Raw genomic sequence first — 21,063 nt, 5'->3', positions numbered from 1 at the left:
GCCATCATGTCTCATAACAGTTTTGGTCATTTATTCCGGGTTACCACCTGGGGTGAGAGTCACGGCCCTGCACTTGGCTGTGTGATTGATGGCTGTCCGTCCCTCGTTGAGATTACGGAAGAAGAGATCCAGTATTTCATGGATCGCCGTAAACCTGGTCAGAACAAATACACAACTCAGCGGCGGGAGCCGGATCAAGTGAAGATCCTTTCCGGCACGTTTGAGGGTAAAACTACTGGCACACCGATCAGCCTGATGATTGAAAATGTGGATCAGCGCTCCAAGGACTATGGGGATATCGCTGAGAAATATCGCCCGGGACATGCTGATTTCACCTATCAGACTAAATACGGAATTCGGGACTATCGCGGCGGTGGCCGCTCCAGCGCACGGGAGACGGCAGCACGTGTCGCGGCGGGTGCGATCGCCCGTAAAGTGCTCGGGCCTGATGTGAAAATTCAAGGCTATCTCACACAAATTGGGGCTCATAAAATTGATTGCAGCCGGTTTGATGCAGCTGAGATTGAGAATAACCCTTTCTGGTGCCCGGACCCGGTGACTGCTGATTTATGGGCAGATTATCTGGATGGGATCCGCAAAGACGGGTCGTCTGTTGGCGCCGTGATTGAGGTTGTAGCCTCTGGCGTTCAGGCGGGCCTTGGCGCTCCTATTTATGGAAAACTGGATTCTGATCTTGCGGGTGCCATGATGACCATCAATGCGGTTAAGGGTGTTGAAATTGGCGAAGGTTTCTCTGCTGCGGCCCTGACGGGGGAGACAAACGCTGATGAGATGCATGCCGGCAATGAAAAGGGACCCCGTTTTTCCAGCAATCACGCAGGCGGTATTCTTGGCGGTATTTCCACAGGGCAGGATATTGTGGTTCGCTTTGCCGTTAAACCAACCTCCTCCATTCTCAAACCCCGCTCGACAATCACCAAAAGTGGGGAGGAAACCGAGATCGTGACCAAGGGGCGGCATGACCCTTGCGTTGGGATCCGCGCCGTTCCAGTAGGGGAGGCCATGATGGCCTGCGTATTGGCGGATCATCTCCTGCGTCATCGCGGTCAACAGGGCTAAACAGGGCCCGTCTCAGCACATCAGAATTTTACGGTTCATTAACTCTCGGTTAAGAGCTCTACTGCTATCTTTCTCGCAGGCTTTAGAACGAAGCCTAATACCTCTTGAAAAGAGAAAGGTAACAGTGATGTCTGATTTGATTGCGGGGTTTTCTGCCTCGTCTTCCTATAGCTCGTACGCATCTGCAACGCGCTATAGCAATCCCTATCAAGGGATTTCCCATACATCTGCCTCCCTCGCCCAAGAAGCTTCCTTCAGTTTTGATGCAGTCCTGATTGAGGATCATTCAAATCCGATTGTTTCTCTGCCTTTTGCCGAAGGAGAGAAAAGCTCGGACGATATGATGTCTCAGCTTCAGGAAAAGCTTGAAGGTTTCTTCGAACCTTTTGGATATAAAGGAGAGGAACTGGCAGAGGTAGTGGGAACAGCACTTCAGTCTCTGGCTGACCTGGTGGAGGATACGTCTGTTGATGCAGCGTCTTTATCCATCGATATCCGTCTCGCCCGAGTTGAAGAGAGTTACAGTACAAGTGGTTACCAACGTGGTGCAGGAGTTTTCAGCGGTTTTGCGCTGGAAATCAACGTTTCCACAACAACTGTTGATTATGATCCCGGTCGGTCTGTCGTGATCAATACAACAGGCAGCAAAATAGAATTTTCCGAAACTCAGCTTATTGAAGGTCACAAGCGCGGCATTTTCCGCCGGGCAGCACCTGGTCTTCAAAACTTCCCTGGATTTAACCAGGAACTAGCTGATCAAACTCGGGAAATTCTGGAGTTCCTCAAAGATACACGCAAGCAATTGAAAGCCTTTTCAAGGGAAGAAGAACATGGGTATCGCCATCATCTTCATCATGCCTTGAAGGGGCATAACCATTTCAATATGCGAACCTGATCAATGATGGGGGGAAGTCGCATTTTCCGCGGCTTTCTCCCTGATCAGCTTGGCGAGTAATTGAACGCCAGGTCCTGCTGTTTCAGCCTTTGGCTCCACCAGATAGAGGGGGACAATCCGGGAAAGTTCCTCAGCAGTCGCAATCGGTTTCAAAAGGCCGTTGCTGACATCTGGCTCCAGAATATGTGCAGGCGCCCAGCAAAAACCTTCTCCTGTCTTCAGAATTTCCCGCGCATGATAAAAATCCGACACTGTCCATCTTTTCTCTGACTTTAACCAACCAAAGCGACTGTCTGTCTCCTGACTTGCCGTGTCCTTGATAACAATCTGTAAGGACGCTGCTAGCTCCTTTTGGGTTGCGGGGTTGTCTTGCGTGTTTAGAGGATGATCTTTGTGGGCAAAAGGAAAAAGCTCAATACTGAGAAGTGGGGTTCCCACATAGCCACTGGGTAGAATTGGGCTAATCACCAGATCCGCTGAGCGGTTTTGAATTGTCTCGGCAGCTCCCATCAGGACAACATCCAGAATGCGCAGGCGGGAAATCCGGTTATCCCCGCTAAAGGCTTTCAAGATCGGGTGGAGCCTTGATTTTGGAAAGATATTCTCCACAGCCAATGTAATTTCACTCTCCCAACCTTTATTCAGTTGGGCGGCGAGGGTTTCAATATCTTGGGCCTCTTGCACCAGCTGCTTGGTGCGTCTTAAGACAACTTCGCCAATTTCGGTAAGAACAGGCTGTTTGCCTTCGACCTTCAAAAGCTCGACCCCCAATTGGTCCTGCAGTTTTGCGACAGCATGATGAAGGGATGAATGACTGCGGTTAAGCTTTTTGGCCGCTTTTAGATATCCACCTTCTTCCATCACCGCGTTAAAAAGGGTCCATTGTGTCAGCGATATCTTGGGTGCTTTCGTCATATTGTCTATTTTATAGAACAAAAGTGTAAATTTATAGCAATTTTATTTCCAAAAATTGAATATATATTCAGAGCATCGAATTCAATTTGGATGGTGAATGACATGTTTGAAAAATTTGAACCTTTGATTGATCTGGCAGGTCGCGCGTTGCTTGCCATTCTTTTTATCCCAGCCGGCTACAGCAAGATTGGCGGCTATGAGGGAACGCAAGGCTACATGGAGGCTATGGGTGTTCCAGGCATGCTGCTGCCGCTGGTGATCCTTCTGGAACTTGGCGGCGGTCTTTTGTTGCTAGTCGGCTTTCAGACACGGCTGATCGCTCTTGCACTTGGCGGCTTCACGTTTATTGCTTCCTTCATTTTTCATCTGCAGCCAGATGATCAGATGCAGATGATCATGTTCATGAAGAATATTGCTGTGACTGGTGGTCTATTGCTGCTGGTTGGTAAAGGGGCTTCGGCTTACAGTGTGGATGCTGCCCTGAAAAGTCGCAAAGCTGTAACAGCATAATCCCATACCTTAAGACACTAGAAAGCCCGCGAGAGAAATCTCGCGGGTTTTTTGCTTCTTTAGCGAACCTTGGAGGCAGCTTCCGTCAACAAAGACGGTTCAGCCCCATCCAGATGGGCATTTTCGGAGATATGCCGCCGCCAGGCTCTCGCGCCGGGGCGCCCCTGAAACAGGCCCAGCATATGACGGCTGATGGATTTAAGCGGAACGCCTTTGGCCATTTCCTGCTCGATATAAGGAATGATCTGCTCGACAACTTCTTTGCGGTCTGGCGCTTCGTCTGAGACCCCATAGTAACGCTGGTCAATCGCCGCCAGAAAGTAGGGGTTCTGGTAGGCTTCCCGCCCGATCATGACACCATCCACATGGGTGAGATGTTCATCTATCTCTTCCAGCGTTTGGATGCCGCCGTTTATGATAATCTCAAGATCCGGGAAGTCTCTCTTCAGCTGATAGACCCGCGGATAGTCAAGTGGCGGAATGGTCCGGTTTTCCTTAGGGCTCAAGCCGGTGAGCCAGGCTTTGCGGGCATGAATGATAAAGGTCTCGCATCCCTTGGCGCGGATAATGTCCGTAAATTTTACGAGATGATCGTAACTATCCAGATCATCGATGCCGATGCGGTTTTTCACGGTGACGGGTAGGGGGGTCGCTTCCTTCATGGCGGCGACGCAATCGGCAACCAGTTCCGGTTCTGCCATCAGGCAGGCACCGAACTTGCCGTTCTGCACCCGGTCGGACGGGCAACCCACATTCAGGTTGATCTCCCGATAGCCGTAACCGGTAGCAATTTTCGCGCATTTGGCCAGGGCCTCAGGATCACTGCCACCCAGTTGCAAGGCTACCGGCTGCTCCGCTGGATCAAAATCCAGATGGCGCGCCTCATCCCCAAACAGGATTGCGCCGGTCGTCACCATTTCCGTATAGAGCAACGCCTTGGAGGAAATCAGCCGCAGGAAATACCTGTCATGCTTATCCGTCCAGTCCATCATGGGCGCCGTACAAATTTTTCGATCTAATTTAGTCACTAGAGCCTCAAAAAAATAACTATCAGCTAGATATTACTTTTTGAATAGAAAACCAAAAGGAAATTGAATTTAGATCAGTGCTCTATGTCAGGTGGGTAACAATACACAAATCGATTAAAAGCCAACCATTCTGCAGTGATGATCAATATGATCTCTCAAAGCCTTCCCTAATACCCATCACTTTGTTGATCAACTTCCTATGTTTATTTTAATTTCTACAATTAATAGAAATTGACTTTAAGATATATTATATAAAGCAGTAAATTCTATCACGAGTGATTTACTGTGATCTATCCTCAGTGCATGTAGATTGTTACTTGAGCGTGATGAGACTGATGGAGAGCAATGCGCTTGAATTCATTTGTGTGACGGATGCTTAGAAGCTTTATTTAGGATAAAGCGTAAAGATAAAAACCTGTACATACGAACAGTGCTCTTGGAGATGTTGAATGCGAGTATGTTTGAGTATTCGGAAATTGGCCAGCCTTGCAGAGTTGAAGGTTAAACAGATCAGTTTGTTTGGGTTTGTTTTGGTATCCCTTATGATTTCATCTGACATCTCACTAGCAGATTATGAGAAGGGGTATAAGGCGTATAAAAATTTCAATTTTCAATTGGCGTTTAAGGAATTCCTTGAGGCTGCTGAAAAGGGTGATGTTCGAGCCCAAAGTTATTTAGGCGGCTTATACGTTTCAGGTATGCATAGGGGCGGAAAGGCTGATTACAACGAAGGTATCAAGTGGTGGAAGTCTGCAGCTGAACAAGGAGACGTGACTTCGCAGTTAAATTTGGGAAACTTGTACCTCACTGGAGCTCCTGCGAATTGGTTTAATAATAACATTGGCCTTAAGCCTGATCTCAAAGAAGCAATCAAGTGGTACCGTTTGGCGGCGGATCAAGGACGGGCCGAGGCTCAGGTGAGACTGGGTCAGTTGTACGAGATTGGCGGGGTCGGTGTTCCCCAGAATTTTGAGGAGGCCCTGAAATGGTTTCATCTGGCCGCCGAGCAGAATAATATTGATGCCTTCAATCATCTTGGAGGGATGTATTCGGGGGGCAAAGGGGTCCCAGAAGACCTGTTGGAGGCTGGTAAATGGTTCAAGAAATCCGCAGTTAATGGTGATCCAAGCGGGCAGTATTATCTCGCGGTGTGGTATGCAGAAGGTCTCGGCTTTGAAAAAGATCCTGGTGAGGCGTTCAAGTGGCTGAAGCTGTCCGCAGAACAGGGCCTAGCGAAAGCGCAGTATAATCTGGGATTTATGTATCTTCTGGCAAAAGGAACTTCTCGCGATAATCTTCGGGCCTACATGTGGACGATCCTGGCTGTTCAGAAAGGACAGAAAGGAAAGGTTCTGAAAATTCTGGATCCGGTCATGACGGCCGATCAAAAAGCTCAGGCACGAGCTATGGCCGAACAGTGTCGAAAGAACAAATACAAGGGTTGCTAGCAAAGTGTATAAAAGGGAAAAGTCTCGAAAGGCCAAAAAGTTAAAATCCTCAAGCCAGCTCCTAATGGCATAGGGCATGGCGGTCGTGGAGTGGTGAGGTGAAGTGAAGTACGTACTAGTTTTCTTAATATTGGCGATGGCGTATTCCCTATACGTTAATAGATCAGATGAGTTGGTATACTTTTTATTTTTTTCGATTTGGTTCAATGTTTACTTATTAGGTAATGCGCAGCTTGGGGCTGAGTTTGAATTTGTTTACGTTCATTATCTCTTTTTCTTTATTGTGCCATCTGAAGTATTATTTAATTTACACAATTACATTTTCAGCGAGAGTTCACAGGTGAATGACTTGGCTGAAAACTCCATATTTAAGCTCGCCATTGTTTCTTATCTTTTTGTTGTGTTTTTCATATTTTTATATGTAATTTCTATGCTTTTTTTAAAAATTGGAGTGCATATTAAGGATAAATCTCTTTCCTATGTTCCAAATATTATTCCTTTTTTGCTTTTTTCTTTGTATTTAGTGCTTTTCGGTGCTGATGTTTGGGTTAGTGGTTTGATTTATAATTTTAAATATTTGTATTATTTTATTTTTTATTCTTTGTTTGTTGTGTCAAGTGTCGTACTGATCTGCTGTTTTCTTAGGTATGGTAAAGCGGACGGGGGGAATGAATAATATTTAGTTAGATTTTTAACTCAACGAAGATATTCTTTTTATAAGCCGTTACCTGCTGAGTACTTGCGTCCATTGATATCTGCAGCAGATTATGCTGTATCAGGCCCATTTTCCTCTGAATTCATACGGGTGGACAAATATGTTCGATAAAGTTGTGGGATCTGTCGCTAGCCATTTACCGAAAACTGCGCAGGAACTGAAAGAAAAAGTCTTCAAAGGAAAAAAGTCAAAACCCGCAGTCCGTCCCAACGGCAAGGGCATGGCCGTCGTGGAGTGGTGAGATGAACAAATTAGCTTTCAGGTTGAGCCTCTCTGTAATTGGGTTTTTTCTTTTTACAAATTTTTCTATTGCTGTTGATTGCGATTTAAAAGGGGATAAGCGTCGAAGTTATCTGGAAAATTTCTCTTCTTTGTACAGCGGTGAGGATAAACCGCTTCAGAGGTGTCCTGGATATGATGATGTCGATCCGGGTTTTCTAAATGCAAAAGTAAATGGAGTGATGTTCAGAATTAAACGGAGCTTTGTGGTGTTCCCAGGTCGCTATGAAGCGGACGGCCCATTGGGTGAGGTATGGATATCTCCTCTCGCGTTTGGAAGCCATGGGACAACTAAAAGTTTCACAAGCAAGGCTGTAGATGCTTCCCGAATTTTGAGTGATAAATTGCTTCTACTCAAAGTTGTTAGTTCGTCTATGCCAAGTTTTTGTTCTCGTGGAGTCTGTGTTGAGCGCTTTGAGGCAATGCTGATGAATATCTTACGGTATATGTTCTCCGAATTGAAGTCTCTGGAGATCAGGAACCCGGACCAGTCTGAAAGAGATTTCTATCAGAAGGTAATTCAAGATTCAGTGAACTACAGTATTGGTGAATTGGGAGATACTTCGTATCAGGTGAATAAAGCATACGCTAAAGATAGCGTTAAACTTTTTTTGTACTATGAAAACAGTAATTTAGTGCGGTGGGAGGTTTGTGATGACCTTAAAGAAGAATGCTTTTGGGGGTTAAAATCCTCTGCTTCCTTTTGGATGTTTTATAGGGCAAATAAAATTAAGTCGGAAGTCTTATTTAGAATGATCCCCGTTCTGGAAGAGCAAGTGTTATTATCGCTGATAGGAGATTAATTATGTCCAGTTCCGATCAAGGTGGAGGATTTTTTGATAGTTTAGTTGTAAAGAACTGGGAGCTGAGAGCTCGTCAGTACCAAAACTTCTGATGCAGAATCATATGGTACCAAATCAGTACCAGAAAATAAAAATAACAATTACTTCAATTTATTATACCTGAAATCCGTCCAGTCCATCATGGGCGCCGTACAAATTTTTCGATCGAGTTTGGTCACTTAAGCCTCGTATGAAAACAACATTTTAGATATAAGTTTTTGGGCAAAAAACAAAAGTAAAAATCTTCCTCATTTTTTAGAACTATTTAATTGAGATCTGACAACCGGGTTCTTTTTTGCGTTGTCTAACATTAAAAATCCATTAACTAAACATGCGTATACTTTGCTAACATAATACATGGTTTTCCAAACATGAATTCCACTTGGGAAATTGGTATCAAGTGAGTACTGCATACGTCGAAAAGTGTTGTCGGTGTTGAGGATACACGGTCTGAAGTTTCTATCTCTGAGCTCATTGACCTTGAACAGTTGTCGCAACTTCTCAAAAAATATTCTGATGCGACCGGCATGGTAACAGCACTTTTGGATCTTGATGGGACGGTCCTGATTGCAACCAATTGGTGGATGCATTTACTCAGTTTCATCGTAAAAATAACAAACATGTGCCAATTGCCTAGAAAGCGACACAGCCTTAGCGAATGCTGTTGAAGAGGGGCACAGCTACAACCTTTACGGATGTAAAAACCGGCTTCTTGATCGCAACGTCGGAACAGACAGTTTTCTGACCAATGGCCGCTTTTATAATATTCATTGCTATTCTAGCGGGAACGTGTACCCTGTCTCTTTGATCGTAGAAGGTAGAAATATCAATAACGACAAAGTTTCTGGCGATAAGTCATACTGATCTTGCCAGAAAGCCTGATTTGCCAATATGTGAAACGGCAGTAGATCTGTGCAGGTTTCCCAAAGAAGGCCATCCGGCAACTTTTGCAAAAAGTGTGTTCCGGTACTGGCCAACGAAAGAATATCATTTGGAAAATTTCGATGATCCTGTCATCACTCAGATTGGAGCGGACAAGACCGTGTCGGTTATGTTGCTGCTGTTGCATCGTTTCGCTCGACACGACGTGATCCCCAGACCTCAGATCAAGGCCCACGAAGCGGCGATAGATAACGTCTTCGAGACTCCGAACCGTTCGTTCAATCATCTTAGCACGGGCGCGGCAGGTCTCAAGTTGAACTCCCGTTTGATTGTGGATGAGACGGTCCAGTTGTCAGATTTTTGGCTCATGCTGGCCACAGGGATCTGTAAAGTTTGTGTCTTCACGTTGAAAGTAAAAGGAATTAAGGATGCTCATCCGTATTGGATTTGAAATGACCATTGAATGCCCGGTGCAGACACCGATGCTGTTGGCTCTATATCCGCACCCTTCCGTCAGGCCGCCGGTTTTCGGTACTGACCGTATACGGGTTGAGCCGGAATTGGTAATTGAAAACTATTCAGATGTTTTTGGAAACCGTTGTGCCCGCATTGAAGCGCCGGCGGGTTCGACAATCCTGTGGTCGGACTGTGTGATGGAAGATAGTGGAGAACCTGACCCTTTCAACTGGAATGCGCACCAACACGAGATAAGGGATCTGCCGAGCGAGTTACTGTATTACCTGACGGCCAGTAGATACTGTGAAAGCGATGAACTCATTGTGAAAGCGTGGGAACTATTTGGTAACACGCCACCAGGTTGGGAGCGAGCGCAGGCAATTTCAAACTGGGTACACAATAATGTTGTCTTTGGATATCGGTTCGGTCGTCCGACAAAAACGGCCGTGGATGTCTTTCGCGAAGGAACTGGCGTCTGCCGAGATTTTGCGCATTTGTTTATTGCGCTTTGCCGAGCGATGAATTTACCCGCCCGGTATGCCAGCGGGTATCTGAGTGATATCGGTGCCAAGGTGGAAGGTGCGGGAGATTTTTGTGCCTGGGCCGAAGTATTTTTGGACAACAAATGGTATGTTTTTGATCCGCGCCACAATATACCGCGGGTTGGCCGTATACTAATGGTACATGGTCGGGATGCGGCAGATGTGGCAATGATAACTGCCTTCGGCGATTACCGTTTAACCTCGATGAAGGTATGGACGGACGAGGTTGACAGCGCTCGAAGTGACGCCTGCATTGCCGAGGACTTGCTCACTCGACCTTGTGCAGACCCCTTGGTTCTCGGTGATTTCAAACAACATATTTTCTAGTTTCAATCGGAATATTTTTGCGAATTCGGTGTTATCCAAGAAACCCTCTTCGCCGCCGTCATGTAGGGAACTATCTTTGTTACTGTGATCTCCTGGTTAGACTTGTAGCAAATATTTACTGGTATCAAGAAGGGGCGTACAGTTTGCTTTGTAATGCCCAGAAAGCCGGTACGATTTAGTGAGAGTGAGCCGCAGACTGGTAGCGATCACCATTGCGTTCGTATTTTCTGAAGTTTAGTGTTGTCGATACCCAAGGAGCTTTTCGAAATATCATTTGCGGCGACTCTTGCCACCGCCCTGTTGATCATTAGGCAGAAACTGGATGTGGTTGGTGCTGTCAGAAATCAGCTAAACGAGAACGTTCGGGCGAATTTCCAGGTCGGACAGGGATATCGGTTGCCTTTTCCTTTCGCAGTGGTACCAAATTGCTTTAGAGTATTTTGTGCGGTACCAAATCAGTACCAAGAAAAATAAATGTTAATTAAAACAACTATTTAATTCTATAAGCCGTCCAGTCCATCATGGGTGCAATGCTTACGGTGCGGCCGGTTTTGGTCGCGAGGGTCTCACTAATTGTTCCGACCTATCCATGAGGTTTTGATCTGGAAATTAAGGGAGGCCAAGGTAAGGCTGCCCCCAAGGCATTTATCGGTTTGCCGTGACTTTTTCTCTTTCGTAGGTGCCAAGCAGTTTTGTTATGGCGGCTTTGAGTTGCTGGGCTCGAAAGGGTTTTCGAAGGCTGGTTATCTGGTCCAGTGTTCCGTATTTATCGTGAATGGTGGACAAGTCCTGCCCGGTAATGACGATAATTGGTAATTCGGGAGTGATCTCGCGAACCGCCAAACAGAGCTCATGTCCCTGCAACTGGGGCATACTTTGATCCGTGATCAAGAGGTCATAATTTTCCGGGTTGGATTTGAACGTGGTCAAAGCTTGCTGGCTATCACTGAACATGTCCGTATGGCAACCAAGGCGGCCAAGCATGTTTTCCCCAAGCTTCAGGTTTTCAATTTCATCGTCGACGAGTAGGACCCTCAAACCCTGAAAAAGGCCGGCGTCATTGGCAACGGGCAACCTTGCAGCGGCCGAAGTCTTGTCCAACCTGATGTCTTCTGCTGTTGTCGGATTTGCTGTGATAGAAGGGAGCCAAATATGAAATGTCGATCCAACACCGACTTGGGTGTCGACTTTAAGCTCACCTTCCAGTTTGTTGATGATCCCTATCGAAGTGGACAGGCCAAAGCCGTTGCCTTTGCCAGATCCTTTCGTTGTGAAATAAGGCTCGAATATTTTGTCCAGGACATCAGCAGGGATCCCATGGCCTGTATCGGAGACAGAAATGTGGACCATCTTTGCCGCCGAAGAGCCGGGACGCTTTGAGTCTAACAGCTCTGCCTTGATTGTAAGAACACCTCGCTCTTCCATGGCATGCATGGCGTTGGTATATAAATTAATCAGAACCTGCTCAATTTTCCCGGGATCCCCATAAACAAAAAGGTCTTGGTCCGACAATTCGGTTTCAATCTGGATGGAGGAGGGGAAGGTCGCCCGGATAAAGCCGATGGAGTCCAGGATCAGTTGTTTCAGGTCGACTTGATAGGGTTCAGAGCTTGTATTCATCCGTGAAAAGTTCATGATCTGGTCGATCATGCTTTTCGCGCGTTCTGTACCCTTCAGGATATGGGTCAAGCCGCGGTGGGTGGTCTCTTTATCAGATAGATCTTCGCTGAGCAGCTCTGCCCAACCCATTATCGGGGTAAGAACGTTATTAATATCATGGGCAATGCCGCCTGCCAGAGCCCCAACTGTCTCCATTCTTTGGGAATGTTGCAGTCTGTGTTCGTTCGTGTTGTCATGGATGACAACAACTCTATTCGCCACCTCACCACTTTCCTTTCGCACAGAGGTAAAGGACAGCTTTGCAGGGTAGTGGGAGCCATCTTTGCGCGTTGTTTCAACCTCTCCAGTCCAAACCCCTTTTAGCTCTACGATCTCCCAGATTTCTGAAAGTTCTGGCGTTTCTTCTGAGTTGCGCTCAAACATGAACAGCTTTTCATGAAGCACATCTTCAATGCCATACCCGGTTTGCTTGATGAAAGAGTTGTTGACTTCCAGGATCTGTCCATCGGGTGACAGAATGGCAACGCCATCTGACATACTGTCCACCGCCTGTTTTGCGGTTTGCAGGTCAACAAGAGGTTTGACCAGTGATTTCCTCAGGGCATAAAAGAGGAAGAGGACTGTTGCCAGGCCGATCGTAAATGTTTGCGCCAGATCGATCAGGAAGCTCTCCAGCAGTTTGCCTCGCAAGGGAGCTTCTGTGAAGAACAGCTCCACATTACCAATGGTCATCTGATCTAGTTTGATCGGATAGAGCTGGTGCCTGTCGATTGATGGTGAAATTTCCCGATAGAGTTCGTCACTGAAATCAACAGTACTTCCATCTGGCTTTTTAATCTTACCCATAAAGAGATGGCCGAAATTGCCGTAAACTTTGATACCTACCAGATGAGGGTCTTTCAATTCGGCATCCAGAATTGCGTGAGCAACTTCTCGGGAATATTTGCGGTCATGCGATTTTTGGTAGATCTCCCAGATTGTCGGGTTCACCGTATTGGCAATGCGCGAACTAACGGTTAGGAATTTGGCGTCGATCTCTTTATTGTACTCGTACCAGTTCATCCAAAGCCGAAGGCCGATAAAGACTGCCATCACCGTGATCGTGATGACGGTCAGTAACATAACAAGCTTAACGGTGAGATCATTCTTCATATGATTTCGAACATGCCCTCAACACGGTGACTGGAAATACGCTTACTCATAAGAGCCAAAAACTTCGTAGTATTTGTTGTATCTGGCTTTGAAGGCCTGTTTTTTCTCAATTAGTTGGCGAGAAAATTCGTCTCGCTCCTTATACCGGTCGAGGATGCGGTCTGACGCTTGCCTAAATCGTGCCAGATCGTCTTTTGACCATTGGGTAAATACGGTGTCGCTATTCCGAAAGCGCTGCAGGGCATCAATATCCTGGTCCTTGGCTTTCAGGGTGGTTGTCAACGTGTAGCTCTTAATTGCAGTCTCTAGAATTGCCTTTAGGTCTTCGGATAACTCAGCATAAGCCGTTTTGTTGATCAGAAAGTCAGCGAGCACCGACGGCTGCCAGATGGCTGGAACGATGGCGTGATTACTGACATCCTGTAACCCCAAATTCCAGGCTCCAGCTGTAGTGGTCCACTCAACAGCATCAAGGTTGCCAGCTTCCAAGGCGGGGCGGATTTCACTTGGAACCAAGGGAATGGTATAGGCGCCGGATGCTTCCGCCAGGACTTCGCTGGGAAGGCCAGGGCCGATCCGAACCCGCTTTTCTTGCAGATCTTGTAAATTCCGGATTGGGTCTTTGGACAGCAGTCCAAATTCCATCCCGGGCCACCATGCGGGTCGCCAGATAATGCCGGCGGGTTCTGAGAGTTGATTGGCAAGGGCCGTTCCTTCACCAGCCAAGAAGAACATCATGGACGCATCAAGGTTCATGAAATCAAAAGGACCGGCATTCATGACTGCCCAGGCAGGATGCTGTCCAGACCACCAGTTAGGCCACCCATTTCCCATTTCTATGGTTCGATCACCGACAGCGTTGAAGATGTTGGCGCCACCAATTATTTGACCAGAGGGGTATGGGGTAATATCCAGGCGTCCATTGCTCATTAGCCGGATATTATCGGCCATCTTCACAAGTTCCTGATAGTCAATGCTGTCAGCTGAAGCGTGGCTTTGCAGTTTCCAGGAATGAACCGTTTGTTCTTGCTGATCGCATGCAGTGAATAGAAGAGCCTGGCAAAGCAGAATTATAGGAAGCAATTTTCTAGGCAAGAACATGAAACTTAACCGATGCTAATCTTTATATGAATACTGCGTCCAAATTAGCGTGATCCAGTTAATAAAGAATAAAGCCATCTGTCAGTCTAAGTGTATGTTCCTTTATGGCGTTTTGGCTTGATCAGCGCGTCTAAAGGAACCCCGCGCAATATCGAGGTCACATTTGCCCTAATGGCTGCGCGGCAGGAACAGCATTTTGACGTAGGATCTAAGCAGCAGCACTTGTTTGGCGAGGACTTCCGGCTCCTGCAGGGCCTTGGACATCACAATGCCTCCCTCGACGATGGTGGAGACCATATCGGCCAGGTCATCCAGGTCCACAGGTTCATTGGGCGGGTAGATCTCGGCGATTTCGGTGAGGGTATCCTTGAAGCGGTTCCGCCAGCTTAGGACAGAGACCCGGTTCTTCTCCCGAATGTCATGATCATACAATCGTTCATTATAGCAGATGGTTGCAACCAGGCATCCCGGATGACCGTTCGGCAAATCTCCCATCATTTCGGAGAGCATCTTGAGCCCGATCAGAAAGGCATGGAGCGGATCATCATGCAGTTCTGCTGCCCGGTTGAAAAGATCATCAAGCAGCTCATCCTCCCGATCCACATAGCGATCCAGCAGGGCCCTTGCCAATTCGTTTTTATCCCTGAAGTGATAAAAGAAGCCACTTTTAGTGATTTCAGCTTCTGCGATGATCTCGTCAATTGACGTGGCCCCAAAGCCTTTCATGAGGATTGATGATTCCGCGATATCCATGATCCGCTCGCGGGTTTGTTGCCCTTTTCCCATTTGACGCTCCGCATTTACTGCACCACAGGTACAGTTTTCTGATCGCTAGATCGCCCCCCATCCTCGGCGCAAGCTTCAAGTCGTTGAAATGTATAGTAAAAAAATCCCTCACCTGACTATACCACAAAGCTTCTAGTTTTTGCATGCCTGTTTTTGAATATTTCGGGTCTCTTTTGAACACGGTACTAATACTTGGAGAACGAAATGAAACACAGTCAAATGAAGGCGGATTTACCGCAACTTGAGGGGAAGGTTTTTCTGACCGATGGGGGGTTGGAGACCACAATGATATTTCACGAAGGCATTGATTTGCCCCTGTTTGCGGCGTGCGAAATGCTGAAAACAGAAGCGGAGCGGGAAATCCTGAAAAACTACTTCCGCAGCTACACAGAAATTGCGGCTCAACTGAAAACCGGAATTGTTCTGGAAACAGCGACCTGGCGCGCAAGCCGAGACTGGATGGAGAAGCTTGGTCACAATGATCAGTCTATCCGTCGGATCAACTTGGATGCTGTCGCACTTCTAAAGGAAATTCGCGAAGAATATGAAACAATTGAGACGCCGGTTGTCATCAGTGGCAATCTCGGCCCGCGCGGTGATGGCTATGATCCGGGGGAGATCATGACTGAGGTTGTGGCTGAAGCCTACCATAGCGAACAGGTTGGTTTCTTTAAGGAAGCCGGGGTCGATCTGGTTTCTGCAATTACACTGACCAACGTGCCTGAGGCTGTTGGTTTCGTCCGGGCTGCTCAAAAGGCTGAGTTGCCTGTCGTGGTCGCCTTTACGGTTGAGACGGATGGCCGCCTGCCAACAGGTCAGTCGCTGGGGGATGCGATTTTGGAAGTTGATCGAGCCACAGGCAACGGGCCTGCTTACTACATGATCAACTGCGCCCACCCAACACATTTTGAGCAGATTTTCGGCGGTGAAAATGCTTGGGCAGGGCGTATCAAGGGGCTTCGGGCCAACGCATCTTGTATGAGCCATGAAGAGCTGGATAACGCTGAAGAGTTGGATGACGGGGATCCGGTGGCGCTTGCGGGGCAATACCGGGAATTGATGGATGTCCTTCCGGGGCTCAGCGTTCTTGGGGGATGCTGCGGTACCGATCATCGTCATGTGGCTGCTATTGGCGGGGCTTGCGTTCATTCCCACCATCATGAAGATCAGCTGGAAGGGAAGAGCGATGTCCGCGTTGCCTAAAGAGGAGCTTTCCTTTCGCAAAGCCTGTCCAGCGGATGCGTCAGACCTCGCCCGGTTTGTGCATTTGGCAAGTCATGGCCTTGCTTATTATTTTTGGCAAACTGTTGCGTCCGAAGGAGCCGATCCTTTTGCAATTGGATGCCAACGGACGGGTGGAGAAACTGGAAGCTCTTCCTATCGCAACGCCCATGTTGCTGAACTTGACGGACTGGTTGTCGCAGGAATGATCTGTTACGAAATTGGCGGGGAGCCAGAGGAAATTGATGAAACTATTCCGTCAGTTTTTGTCCCCCTTATTGAATTGGAAAATCAGGCGTTGAACAGCTATTACATCAATGTCCTCGCAACGGATGATGCATATCAGGGGCTCGGCATCGGATCAGAATTTCTTGATCTGGCGAGAGAACTTGCCGACGGAAAGCCGCTCAGCCTTATCTGTTCAGACGCCAATCCAAATGCTCAGCGGCTTTATGAGCGGGCCGGGTTTGAGGTGCGAGCCTCCCGTCCCATGATTAAAGGGGAGTGGAGCGGTGATGGTGAAGACTGGCTTCTCATGATTAAGTCATCAAAACTTAATTAAGCTAAGATGAAAATTTAAGAAAATTCTGTAATAAAATGAAAAGGCTGGCAATTTCTACTGCCAGCCTTTCTTGTTTCGTTAGCTTTCGCTTTAGTTAGGTTTCTTTGCGTGGACCAGATGTGTCATGCCAGGAATTGTCTGCTCATCCTGAACATCTACAAAACCGACCTTTTCCATTTCCGCTTTTAGCCAGCCTGCCGTTACTGAGTGAGCGTCCGGGGTGAAGGCCATGTGCTGTAATTGCCAGAGCGCCGCCATGACAGGGCCGGTCCGGTCATCCTCAACCATGAAGTCATGCACCATGATTTTTCCTCCGGGCGCCAAGCACTCAAATGCGTAGCGCACGAGCCGCGGAACCTCATGGCCTGGAATGCCGCTGAACAGATAGGACATTAAAATGGCGTCCTGTTCTGTCGGCCATTCCACCGTCAGCGCGTTGGAAGGGATATATCTAACGCGATTGGTCATTTCTGCATCGGTGATGAACTGCCAACCGATCTCACTGACGTTTGGAAAATCTATGATCGTTGAGGTGAGATCCGGATTGGCCTGCAACAAGCGAATGGTCATGGCGCCTGTCCCGCCACCCACATCCAGCAGCGTTTTTGCCCCTGATAGATCGACGGTGCGCGCGATGGTTAACCCCGGACCCAGAGAGCCTGCGTGCTGGGCGTTGCTGTAAAGGGCAGCCTGTTCCGGATCTGACATCCAGTGCTGATAGCTATCTACAGCGTCAGAGCTCAGCGACCCGTCCAAGACCTCATTCAGCTGTCCAAGGAACGGATACATTTGCTGATCAATTTGGTAGCGCAGATAGTCCCCAAAATCATATTTGGATGTACTCGATAAAAAGGCTTCCGCCCCAGGGGAGTTGCTGTATTTATCATCAGCCCAGTCAACCAATCCAATTCCGTTAAGGGCCGTCATTAGGGTGACAATCCGGTTGTTTGGAACACCAACAAGTGCGGATAATTCTTCTGTGGTTTTTGGGCCCGAGGCCAAATGGGTAAAGATATCCAGGTGCAGACCGGCGAACATGGCTTTCGAGGCCATGAAGCCAAAGGCGATACTTGAGACTTCTTCGGCGGATTCTATAATTTTTACAGACATTTATGCTACTTTCTTCTCCGATTTATCGTCATGGACATCTGTTGTAAAAGAAGCTCACCTGCCCAGTTATCCAGCAAGCTTCAGTCGACTGCTGGAAGGACAGGATGAACATAGTTGTCCACATGATTGAGCGGCAAAACGCCCGGGATTTGGATGTCATTAAAAATCCAATCATCCAGCAGCTTATGTCAGTTAACCGACAATGGGCGCGGGGATTGAAAACCTAGCAGAATGGCTGAGGACCGCCCTTTGAGGTGCCGATAAAGATATCGACAAGAATTCCAGGTGCTCTGAAATTCATCTCCATCCTAACGTTCCGCTCCTGATTGTCAAATGACAGGACTATTGCAGTGTTTATGTTGAGTTGAGGATCTGATAAATTAGAATGAAATAAAAAAGAACTAAATAAAAAGGAGAAAATAATGGAAACAATGGGAGAAACCCTGCATTCCGACACTGGTTTTAAGATAGAGCCCTTGGATAAAACCTTTGGGGCGATAATTCGGGATATCAATCTGAAAGAACTGGAAGAGAACAGATTTGAGGCCCTGTATTCCGCCTGGCTCGACTATGGCTTGCTCATCTTTCCAGGGCAGTTTCTCTCCAAATCTGAGCAGATGGCCTTCGCCAGGCGCTTTGGCGATCTGGTTGAGGAGTTGAAAGCCGTTCATATCAGTAATGTGAAGCCAGATGGCAGCCTTCGGGATGCTCCCGATGATGATATGATGAAGATCATTCGGGGTAATATGCATTGGCATCAGGACAGTACCTATATGCCGGTTCAGGCCAAGGGTGCGGTTTTCAGTGCCCAAGTGGTTCCAAGTCAGCAGGGGGATACCGCCTTTTCAGATATGCGCGATGCCTATGATGCGTTGGATGAGGAGGTGCGCACTGAAATTGAGGAACTGTCCGCCCATCATTCCCTTGAATATAGCCAGCGCCTGCTGGGGGAGGAGACAAAGGCCGAGAACAGCGAATATTTAGGCTATGGAATGAATGTGGAAAATGTTCCTTTGCGGCCTCTTGTCAAAGCGCATCCTGAGACGGGCCGGAAAGCCCTTGCAGTGGGTCGTCATGCCTTTGGTATTCCGGGACTGTCGGAGGAGCGATCCAAGGCCTTGATTGATAGCCTGAATAGTTTTGCGGTTGGTGATGATCGCCGCGTTTACCAGCACCGTTGGACGGCGGGGGATGTTTTGGTCTGGGATAATCGCTGCCTAATGCATCGGGCCTGCGAATGGGACTTCAGCGAGCCTCGTGTCATGCTCCATTCCCGCATCGCCGGCGACCCCATCGCTGAGGCCGCGATTAACGATCATCCATAGGTTTTTCCTATGGATAGAGTGCCCGGTCATTTTCGCCAGTCGGGAATTTTGACGTCGCTGATTTTCCCGGGGGAGTACATCTCGATCATTTCCAGATCTTCTGAGCAAGCCATCAATTCATGGTGGCAGCCTTCGGGCATATAGTGGCTATCACCCTTTTCAAGCCGGATCCGGCCCACATCCTTGAAATCAAACTCGACCCATCCTTCAGTGACGTAAACCCATTGAAATTGAACATCATGGGCATGATGACCGGTGCCTTCGGTTAAGGGGCCGGTTGCGCGGATGACTTGTGCGTAATACTCGCCGTTGGTGGCATCGCCCAGCTCCAGATCCCGATATTCGAAAAAGCTGCGGTGGCCAGATGTCCAGTCGGCGTCTTTTGCGGTGTGCTTGGTATACCCATTGGCATATTTGGTCATGTTTTCCTCCCGTTTTTTATTGGTTTTAGGTGAAACTGCCGTGATTGGATCCGTGGCCCCCATCAACGGTGATCACTGTTCCGCTGACATATGACGCCTTGGAGGATACGAGGAAGGCGACAACATCGGCAACTTCCGCGACCTCAGCCGCACGGGCGAGGGGCAGATTGGCCAGGAACCCCTGCCAGCGATCTTCCGTTCCAAATTGCGCCTGGGACCGGGTCTTCATCAGATTAACGAGCCGCTCGGTTGCGACTGCACCGGGGCTCACCGCTAGAACCCGAATGCCGTCTTTCAGGCTGCGACTACCCAGAGCGCGGGTAAAAGCATTGAGACCTGCATTTCCAGTTGTTCCGGCAATATAGTCAGCGTCCGTTCGATCTGCGGCAAGACCGGTCACGTTGAGGATAACCCCGGATTTCTTAGCCTGCATAGCCGCATAAAACGCTCGGCAAAGATTGATATAACCAAAGACTTTGAGATCCCATGCCTCCCGCCAGCGGTCTTCGGTGATCGCCTGAAGGTCCCCTGCTGGAATGGCTCCGGCGTTATTTACCAAAATGTCAGGCGTTCCCGCTTTTTGTAAGAGCTCTGCCGCAGCTCCTGATTTGGAGAGATCAAGCGCCATGGTCTTGACGGAGACCGCAAACTCAGCCGCTAATTCGGATGCCAATTGATCAAGATCGGTTACCGTTCGAGAGACGAGTAAAAGGTCACAGCCTTCTTGGGCCAGTGCCACAGCGACACCCTTGCCAATGCCCTTGGAGGCCCCGGTAATAATCGCAAATTTGCCTTTTAATTGAAGATCCATGAACCCTCCCAGCTCTATTCATTTTTTCTAAGAGTAACACAGCATCGACGAATGGCGGAGAGGTTGTTTGCAATGAACTCAAGGAGCCTTGAAATAGTCTCCCAGTTCAGTTTTCAAAAAGCTGAAGAGCAGATGTACCGGTTTGCTGGATCGGAGGGAGTGATGCATGGCAATCCAGACTTCCATGGGAAAATGAAACTGATCGCTCAGGATGTGGACAAGATTTGGATCTCGTTCAGCGATAGCCACCTGCATACCACCAATACCGGCCCCATTGCGAATAAGTTGATGCTGGGCAATTTCATCATCAGTTCGAATGCTGAAGAGATCTGTTTGAGACTTGAACGGGGTCTTGGCTAACAAAGCAGTGATATGGGGTGCCTTGTCCGGCCCAATCCCGATATGATCTTTGAAATCTTCAAACCCCTCGGGCGTTCCATGGGTTTCCACATAATCTTTAGAGGCAAAGAAACCGATGGGAGTGTCCGCAATTTTGTGGGCAATCAGATCCCCTTGCGTGGGTCTAGTCATGCGGATTGCCAAGTCAGATTCCCGCTTTAACAGATTTTCTGTCTTGTTTGTCAGGACCAACTCGATCTGAATCAAGGGGTATTCGTCTTGGAATTTCTTCAAGAGGGGCGGTAAGACCTCTACCCCAATTACTTTGCTGGCTGTTAGCCGAACGATGCCGGAAGGGGTTTCGGTCGTTGTTTCCGCGACAGATCGAACCAGAGATTTCACTGAGTTTTCAATGGTGTTGACATAATCCAACAGTTTATGGGCTTGTTCTGTGGGAAGTAGACCCGTTGAGGTGCGCGTGAAAAGGTTGGTGGCGAGGGCATCTTCCAGCAGTTCAATATGCCGTCCAATTGTTGGCTGGGTCTTTCCAAGGGCTCGTGCAGCAGCAGAAAGGCTCTTCTCCCGATAGACATGGAGGAAGGATTTTAATAGTTCCCAGTCTGGCTCTGTCATAAATTTTTCTATATCAGTTATTAAGCTAAGCGCAATTTTCAAAAATAAATTTATAGGTAATC

23 protein-coding genes are annotated in these 21,063 nt (G+C 48.0%); 14 read left to right on the top strand and 9 right to left on the bottom strand.

The features are described 5' to 3' along the window. Positions 1-6 precede the first annotated feature (6 nt). Positions 7-1,080, top strand: coding sequence for a chorismate synthase (aroC, locus tag HH301_RS14615; protein WP_169569765.1), 1,074 nt, complete (start codon positions 7-9; stop codon positions 1,078-1,080). A gap of 127 nt (positions 1,081-1,207) precedes the next feature. Further along, positions 1,208-1,975, top strand: coding sequence for a hypothetical protein (locus tag HH301_RS14610; protein ID WP_169569764.1), 768 nt, complete (start codon positions 1,208-1,210; stop codon positions 1,973-1,975). Here the strand turns inward: HH301_RS14610 and HH301_RS14605 are convergent, their stop codons facing one another. Next, positions 1,976-2,890, bottom strand: coding sequence for a LysR family transcriptional regulator (locus HH301_RS14605; protein ID WP_169569763.1), 915 nt, complete (start codon positions 2,888-2,890; stop codon positions 1,976-1,978). A 102-nt stretch (positions 2,891-2,992) separates the two neighbouring features. Here HH301_RS14605 and HH301_RS14600 point away from each other — a divergent pair, with 102 nt between their 5' ends. Then, positions 2,993-3,400, top strand: a complete 408-nt coding sequence (locus HH301_RS14600; protein WP_206378350.1) for a DoxX family protein — start codon at positions 2,993-2,995, stop codon at positions 3,398-3,400. 59 nt (positions 3,401-3,459) lie between these two features. On the opposite strand, the gene dusA is transcribed toward HH301_RS14600, so the two are convergent. Continuing rightward, on the bottom strand, positions 3,460-4,428 hold the full coding sequence (dusA, locus tag HH301_RS14595) for a tRNA dihydrouridine(20/20a) synthase DusA (protein WP_169569761.1): 969 nt from the start codon (positions 4,426-4,428) through the stop codon (positions 3,460-3,462). A gap of 449 nt (positions 4,429-4,877) precedes the next feature. Here dusA and HH301_RS14590 point away from each other — a divergent pair, with 449 nt between their 5' ends. The 7 genes from HH301_RS14590 (at position 4,878) to HH301_RS14560 (ending at position 9,919) form a co-directional block, all read left to right on the top strand. Then, a complete protein-coding gene (locus tag HH301_RS14590) occupies positions 4,878-5,876 on the top strand; it encodes a tetratricopeptide repeat protein (protein WP_169569760.1) in 999 nt (332 codons plus the stop codon). A gap of 103 nt (positions 5,877-5,979) precedes the next feature. Next, entirely contained in the window at positions 5,980-6,552 is a 573-nt protein-coding gene (locus HH301_RS14585) for a hypothetical protein (protein ID WP_169569759.1), read from the top strand. A 139-nt stretch (positions 6,553-6,691) separates the two neighbouring features. Then, positions 6,692-6,832, top strand: coding sequence for a hypothetical protein (locus tag HH301_RS14580; protein ID WP_169569758.1), 141 nt, complete (start codon positions 6,692-6,694; stop codon positions 6,830-6,832). 1 nt (position 6,833) lies between these two features. Beyond that, on the top strand, positions 6,834-7,673 hold the full coding sequence (locus tag HH301_RS14575) for a hypothetical protein (protein ID WP_169569757.1): 840 nt from the start codon (positions 6,834-6,836) through the stop codon (positions 7,671-7,673). 566 nt (positions 7,674-8,239) lie between these two features. Further along, positions 8,240-8,380, top strand: a complete 141-nt coding sequence (locus HH301_RS17985; RefSeq protein ID WP_420821189.1) for a hypothetical protein — start codon at positions 8,240-8,242, stop codon at positions 8,378-8,380. Positions 8,381-8,703: 323 nt separating this feature from the next. Beyond that, positions 8,704-9,045: a hypothetical protein gene (locus HH301_RS14565; RefSeq protein WP_169569755.1), complete on the top strand. Its 342-nt coding sequence runs from the start codon at positions 8,704-8,706 to the stop codon at positions 9,043-9,045. Beyond that, positions 9,023-9,919: a transglutaminase-like domain-containing protein gene (locus HH301_RS14560; RefSeq protein ID WP_169569754.1), complete on the top strand. Its 897-nt coding sequence runs from the start codon at positions 9,023-9,025 to the stop codon at positions 9,917-9,919. Before HH301_RS14565 ends, HH301_RS14560 begins: the two co-directional genes overlap by 23 nt. A gap of 645 nt (positions 9,920-10,564) precedes the next feature. Here the strand turns inward: HH301_RS14560 and HH301_RS14555 are convergent. From HH301_RS14555 to HH301_RS14545, 3 genes are all read right to left on the bottom strand, one after another. Further along, complete coding sequence (locus HH301_RS14555; RefSeq protein ID WP_169569753.1) at positions 10,565-12,691, bottom strand: hybrid sensor histidine kinase/response regulator; 2,127 nt, start codon at positions 12,689-12,691, stop codon at positions 10,565-10,567. Positions 12,692-12,733: 42 nt separating this feature from the next. Further along, positions 12,734-13,792 (bottom strand): TRAP transporter substrate-binding protein DctP, encoded by a 1,059-nt coding sequence (gene dctP, locus HH301_RS14550; RefSeq protein WP_277348921.1) that lies wholly within the window; start codon positions 13,790-13,792, stop codon positions 12,734-12,736. Positions 13,793-13,960: 168 nt separating this feature from the next. Then, positions 13,961-14,578 (bottom strand): TetR/AcrR family transcriptional regulator, encoded by a 618-nt coding sequence (locus tag HH301_RS14545; protein ID WP_169569751.1) that lies wholly within the window; start codon positions 14,576-14,578, stop codon positions 13,961-13,963. Between the two features lie 204 nt (positions 14,579-14,782). On the opposite strand from HH301_RS14545, the gene HH301_RS14540 reads away from it, so the two are divergent. Both HH301_RS14540 and HH301_RS14535 read left to right on the top strand, forming a co-directional pair. Continuing rightward, the gene (locus HH301_RS14540) at positions 14,783-15,781 is read left to right on the top strand and encodes a homocysteine S-methyltransferase family protein (RefSeq protein WP_169569750.1); all 999 of its coding nucleotides are present in this window, start codon (positions 14,783-14,785) and stop codon (positions 15,779-15,781) included. Next, positions 15,765-16,361, top strand: a complete 597-nt coding sequence (locus HH301_RS14535; protein WP_169569749.1) for a GNAT family N-acetyltransferase — start codon at positions 15,765-15,767, stop codon at positions 16,359-16,361. Before HH301_RS14540 ends, HH301_RS14535 begins: the two co-directional genes overlap by 17 nt. Positions 16,362-16,451: 90 nt before the next feature. Here the strand turns inward: HH301_RS14535 and HH301_RS14530 are convergent, their stop codons facing one another. Beyond that, entirely contained in the window at positions 16,452-17,471 is a 1,020-nt protein-coding gene (locus HH301_RS14530; RefSeq protein ID WP_169569748.1) for a methyltransferase, read from the bottom strand. 104 nt (positions 17,472-17,575) lie between these two features. Here HH301_RS14530 and HH301_RS17805 point away from each other — a divergent pair, with 104 nt between their 5' ends. Then, positions 17,576-17,698, top strand: a complete 123-nt coding sequence (locus HH301_RS17805; RefSeq protein ID WP_277348920.1) for a hypothetical protein — start codon at positions 17,576-17,578, stop codon at positions 17,696-17,698. Between the two features lie 195 nt (positions 17,699-17,893). Then, on the top strand, positions 17,894-18,796 hold the full coding sequence (locus HH301_RS14525) for a TauD/TfdA dioxygenase family protein (RefSeq protein ID WP_240969615.1): 903 nt from the start codon (positions 17,894-17,896) through the stop codon (positions 18,794-18,796). Positions 18,797-18,822: 26 nt separating this feature from the next. Here HH301_RS14525 and HH301_RS14520 read toward each other — a convergent pair whose 3' ends face one another. From HH301_RS14520 to HH301_RS14510, 3 genes are all read right to left on the bottom strand, one after another. Further along, positions 18,823-19,218 carry a cupin domain-containing protein gene (locus HH301_RS14520; protein WP_169569747.1) on the bottom strand — a complete coding sequence of 132 codons (396 nt, stop codon included), beginning with the start codon at positions 19,216-19,218 and terminating at the stop codon, positions 18,823-18,825. Between the two features lie 25 nt (positions 19,219-19,243). Next, on the bottom strand, positions 19,244-20,029 hold the full coding sequence (locus HH301_RS14515) for a short-chain dehydrogenase/reductase (protein ID WP_169569746.1): 786 nt from the start codon (positions 20,027-20,029) through the stop codon (positions 19,244-19,246). Between the two features lie 78 nt (positions 20,030-20,107). Next, positions 20,108-21,001: a LysR family transcriptional regulator gene (locus tag HH301_RS14510; protein WP_169569745.1), complete on the bottom strand. Its 894-nt coding sequence runs from the start codon at positions 20,999-21,001 to the stop codon at positions 20,108-20,110. Positions 21,002-21,063: the final 62 nt, after the last annotated feature.

Source organism: Sneathiella limimaris (genome assembly GCF_012932565.1).
GTDB classification, from domain to species: domain Bacteria; phylum Pseudomonadota; class Alphaproteobacteria; order Sneathiellales; family Sneathiellaceae; genus Sneathiella; species Sneathiella limimaris.
This window is presented reverse-complemented; position numbering and strand designations above follow the sequence as displayed.

Bases quoted from the DNA above. Each gene is read 5' to 3' on its own strand.
- HH301_RS14525 (WP_240969615.1), top strand. From the start codon at position 17,894: ATGGAAACAATGGGAGAAACCCTGCATTCCGACACTGGTTTTAAGATA.
- HH301_RS14600 (WP_206378350.1), top strand. From the start codon at position 2,993: ATGTTTGAAAAATTTGAACCTTTGATTGATCTGGCAGGTCGCGCGTTG.
- dctP (WP_277348921.1), bottom strand. From the start codon at position 13,792: ATGTTCTTGCCTAGAAAATTGCTTCCTATAATTCTGCTTTGCCAGGCT.
- HH301_RS14605 (WP_169569763.1), bottom strand. From the start codon at position 2,890: ATGACGAAAGCACCCAAGATATCGCTGACACAATGGACCCTTTTTAAC.
- HH301_RS14545 (WP_169569751.1), bottom strand. From the start codon at position 14,578: ATGGGAAAAGGGCAACAAACCCGCGAGCGGATCATGGATATCGCGGAA.
- HH301_RS14575 (WP_169569757.1), top strand. From the start codon at position 6,834: ATGAACAAATTAGCTTTCAGGTTGAGCCTCTCTGTAATTGGGTTTTTT.
- HH301_RS14520 (WP_169569747.1), bottom strand. From the start codon at position 19,218: ATGACCAAATATGCCAATGGGTATACCAAGCACACCGCAAAAGACGCC.
- HH301_RS14535 (WP_169569749.1), top strand. From the start codon at position 15,765: ATGTCCGCGTTGCCTAAAGAGGAGCTTTCCTTTCGCAAAGCCTGTCCA.
- HH301_RS14590 (WP_169569760.1), top strand. From the start codon at position 4,878: ATGCGAGTATGTTTGAGTATTCGGAAATTGGCCAGCCTTGCAGAGTTG.
- HH301_RS14560 (WP_169569754.1), top strand. From the start codon at position 9,023: ATGCTCATCCGTATTGGATTTGAAATGACCATTGAATGCCCGGTGCAG.
- HH301_RS14580 (WP_169569758.1), top strand. From the start codon at position 6,692: ATGTTCGATAAAGTTGTGGGATCTGTCGCTAGCCATTTACCGAAAACT.
- HH301_RS14530 (WP_169569748.1), bottom strand. From the start codon at position 17,471: ATGTCTGTAAAAATTATAGAATCCGCCGAAGAAGTCTCAAGTATCGCC.
- HH301_RS14510 (WP_169569745.1), bottom strand. From the start codon at position 21,001: ATGACAGAGCCAGACTGGGAACTATTAAAATCCTTCCTCCATGTCTAT.
- HH301_RS14540 (WP_169569750.1), top strand. From the start codon at position 14,783: ATGAAACACAGTCAAATGAAGGCGGATTTACCGCAACTTGAGGGGAAG.
- aroC (WP_169569765.1), top strand. From the start codon at position 7: ATGTCTCATAACAGTTTTGGTCATTTATTCCGGGTTACCACCTGGGGT.
- HH301_RS14515 (WP_169569746.1), bottom strand. From the start codon at position 20,029: ATGGATCTTCAATTAAAAGGCAAATTTGCGATTATTACCGGGGCCTCC.
- HH301_RS17805 (WP_277348920.1), top strand. From the start codon at position 17,576: ATGAACATAGTTGTCCACATGATTGAGCGGCAAAACGCCCGGGATTTG.
- HH301_RS14610 (WP_169569764.1), top strand. From the start codon at position 1,208: ATGTCTGATTTGATTGCGGGGTTTTCTGCCTCGTCTTCCTATAGCTCG.
- HH301_RS14555 (WP_169569753.1), bottom strand. From the start codon at position 12,691: ATGAAGAATGATCTCACCGTTAAGCTTGTTATGTTACTGACCGTCATC.
- HH301_RS17985 (WP_420821189.1), top strand. From the start codon at position 8,240: ATGGTAACAGCACTTTTGGATCTTGATGGGACGGTCCTGATTGCAACC.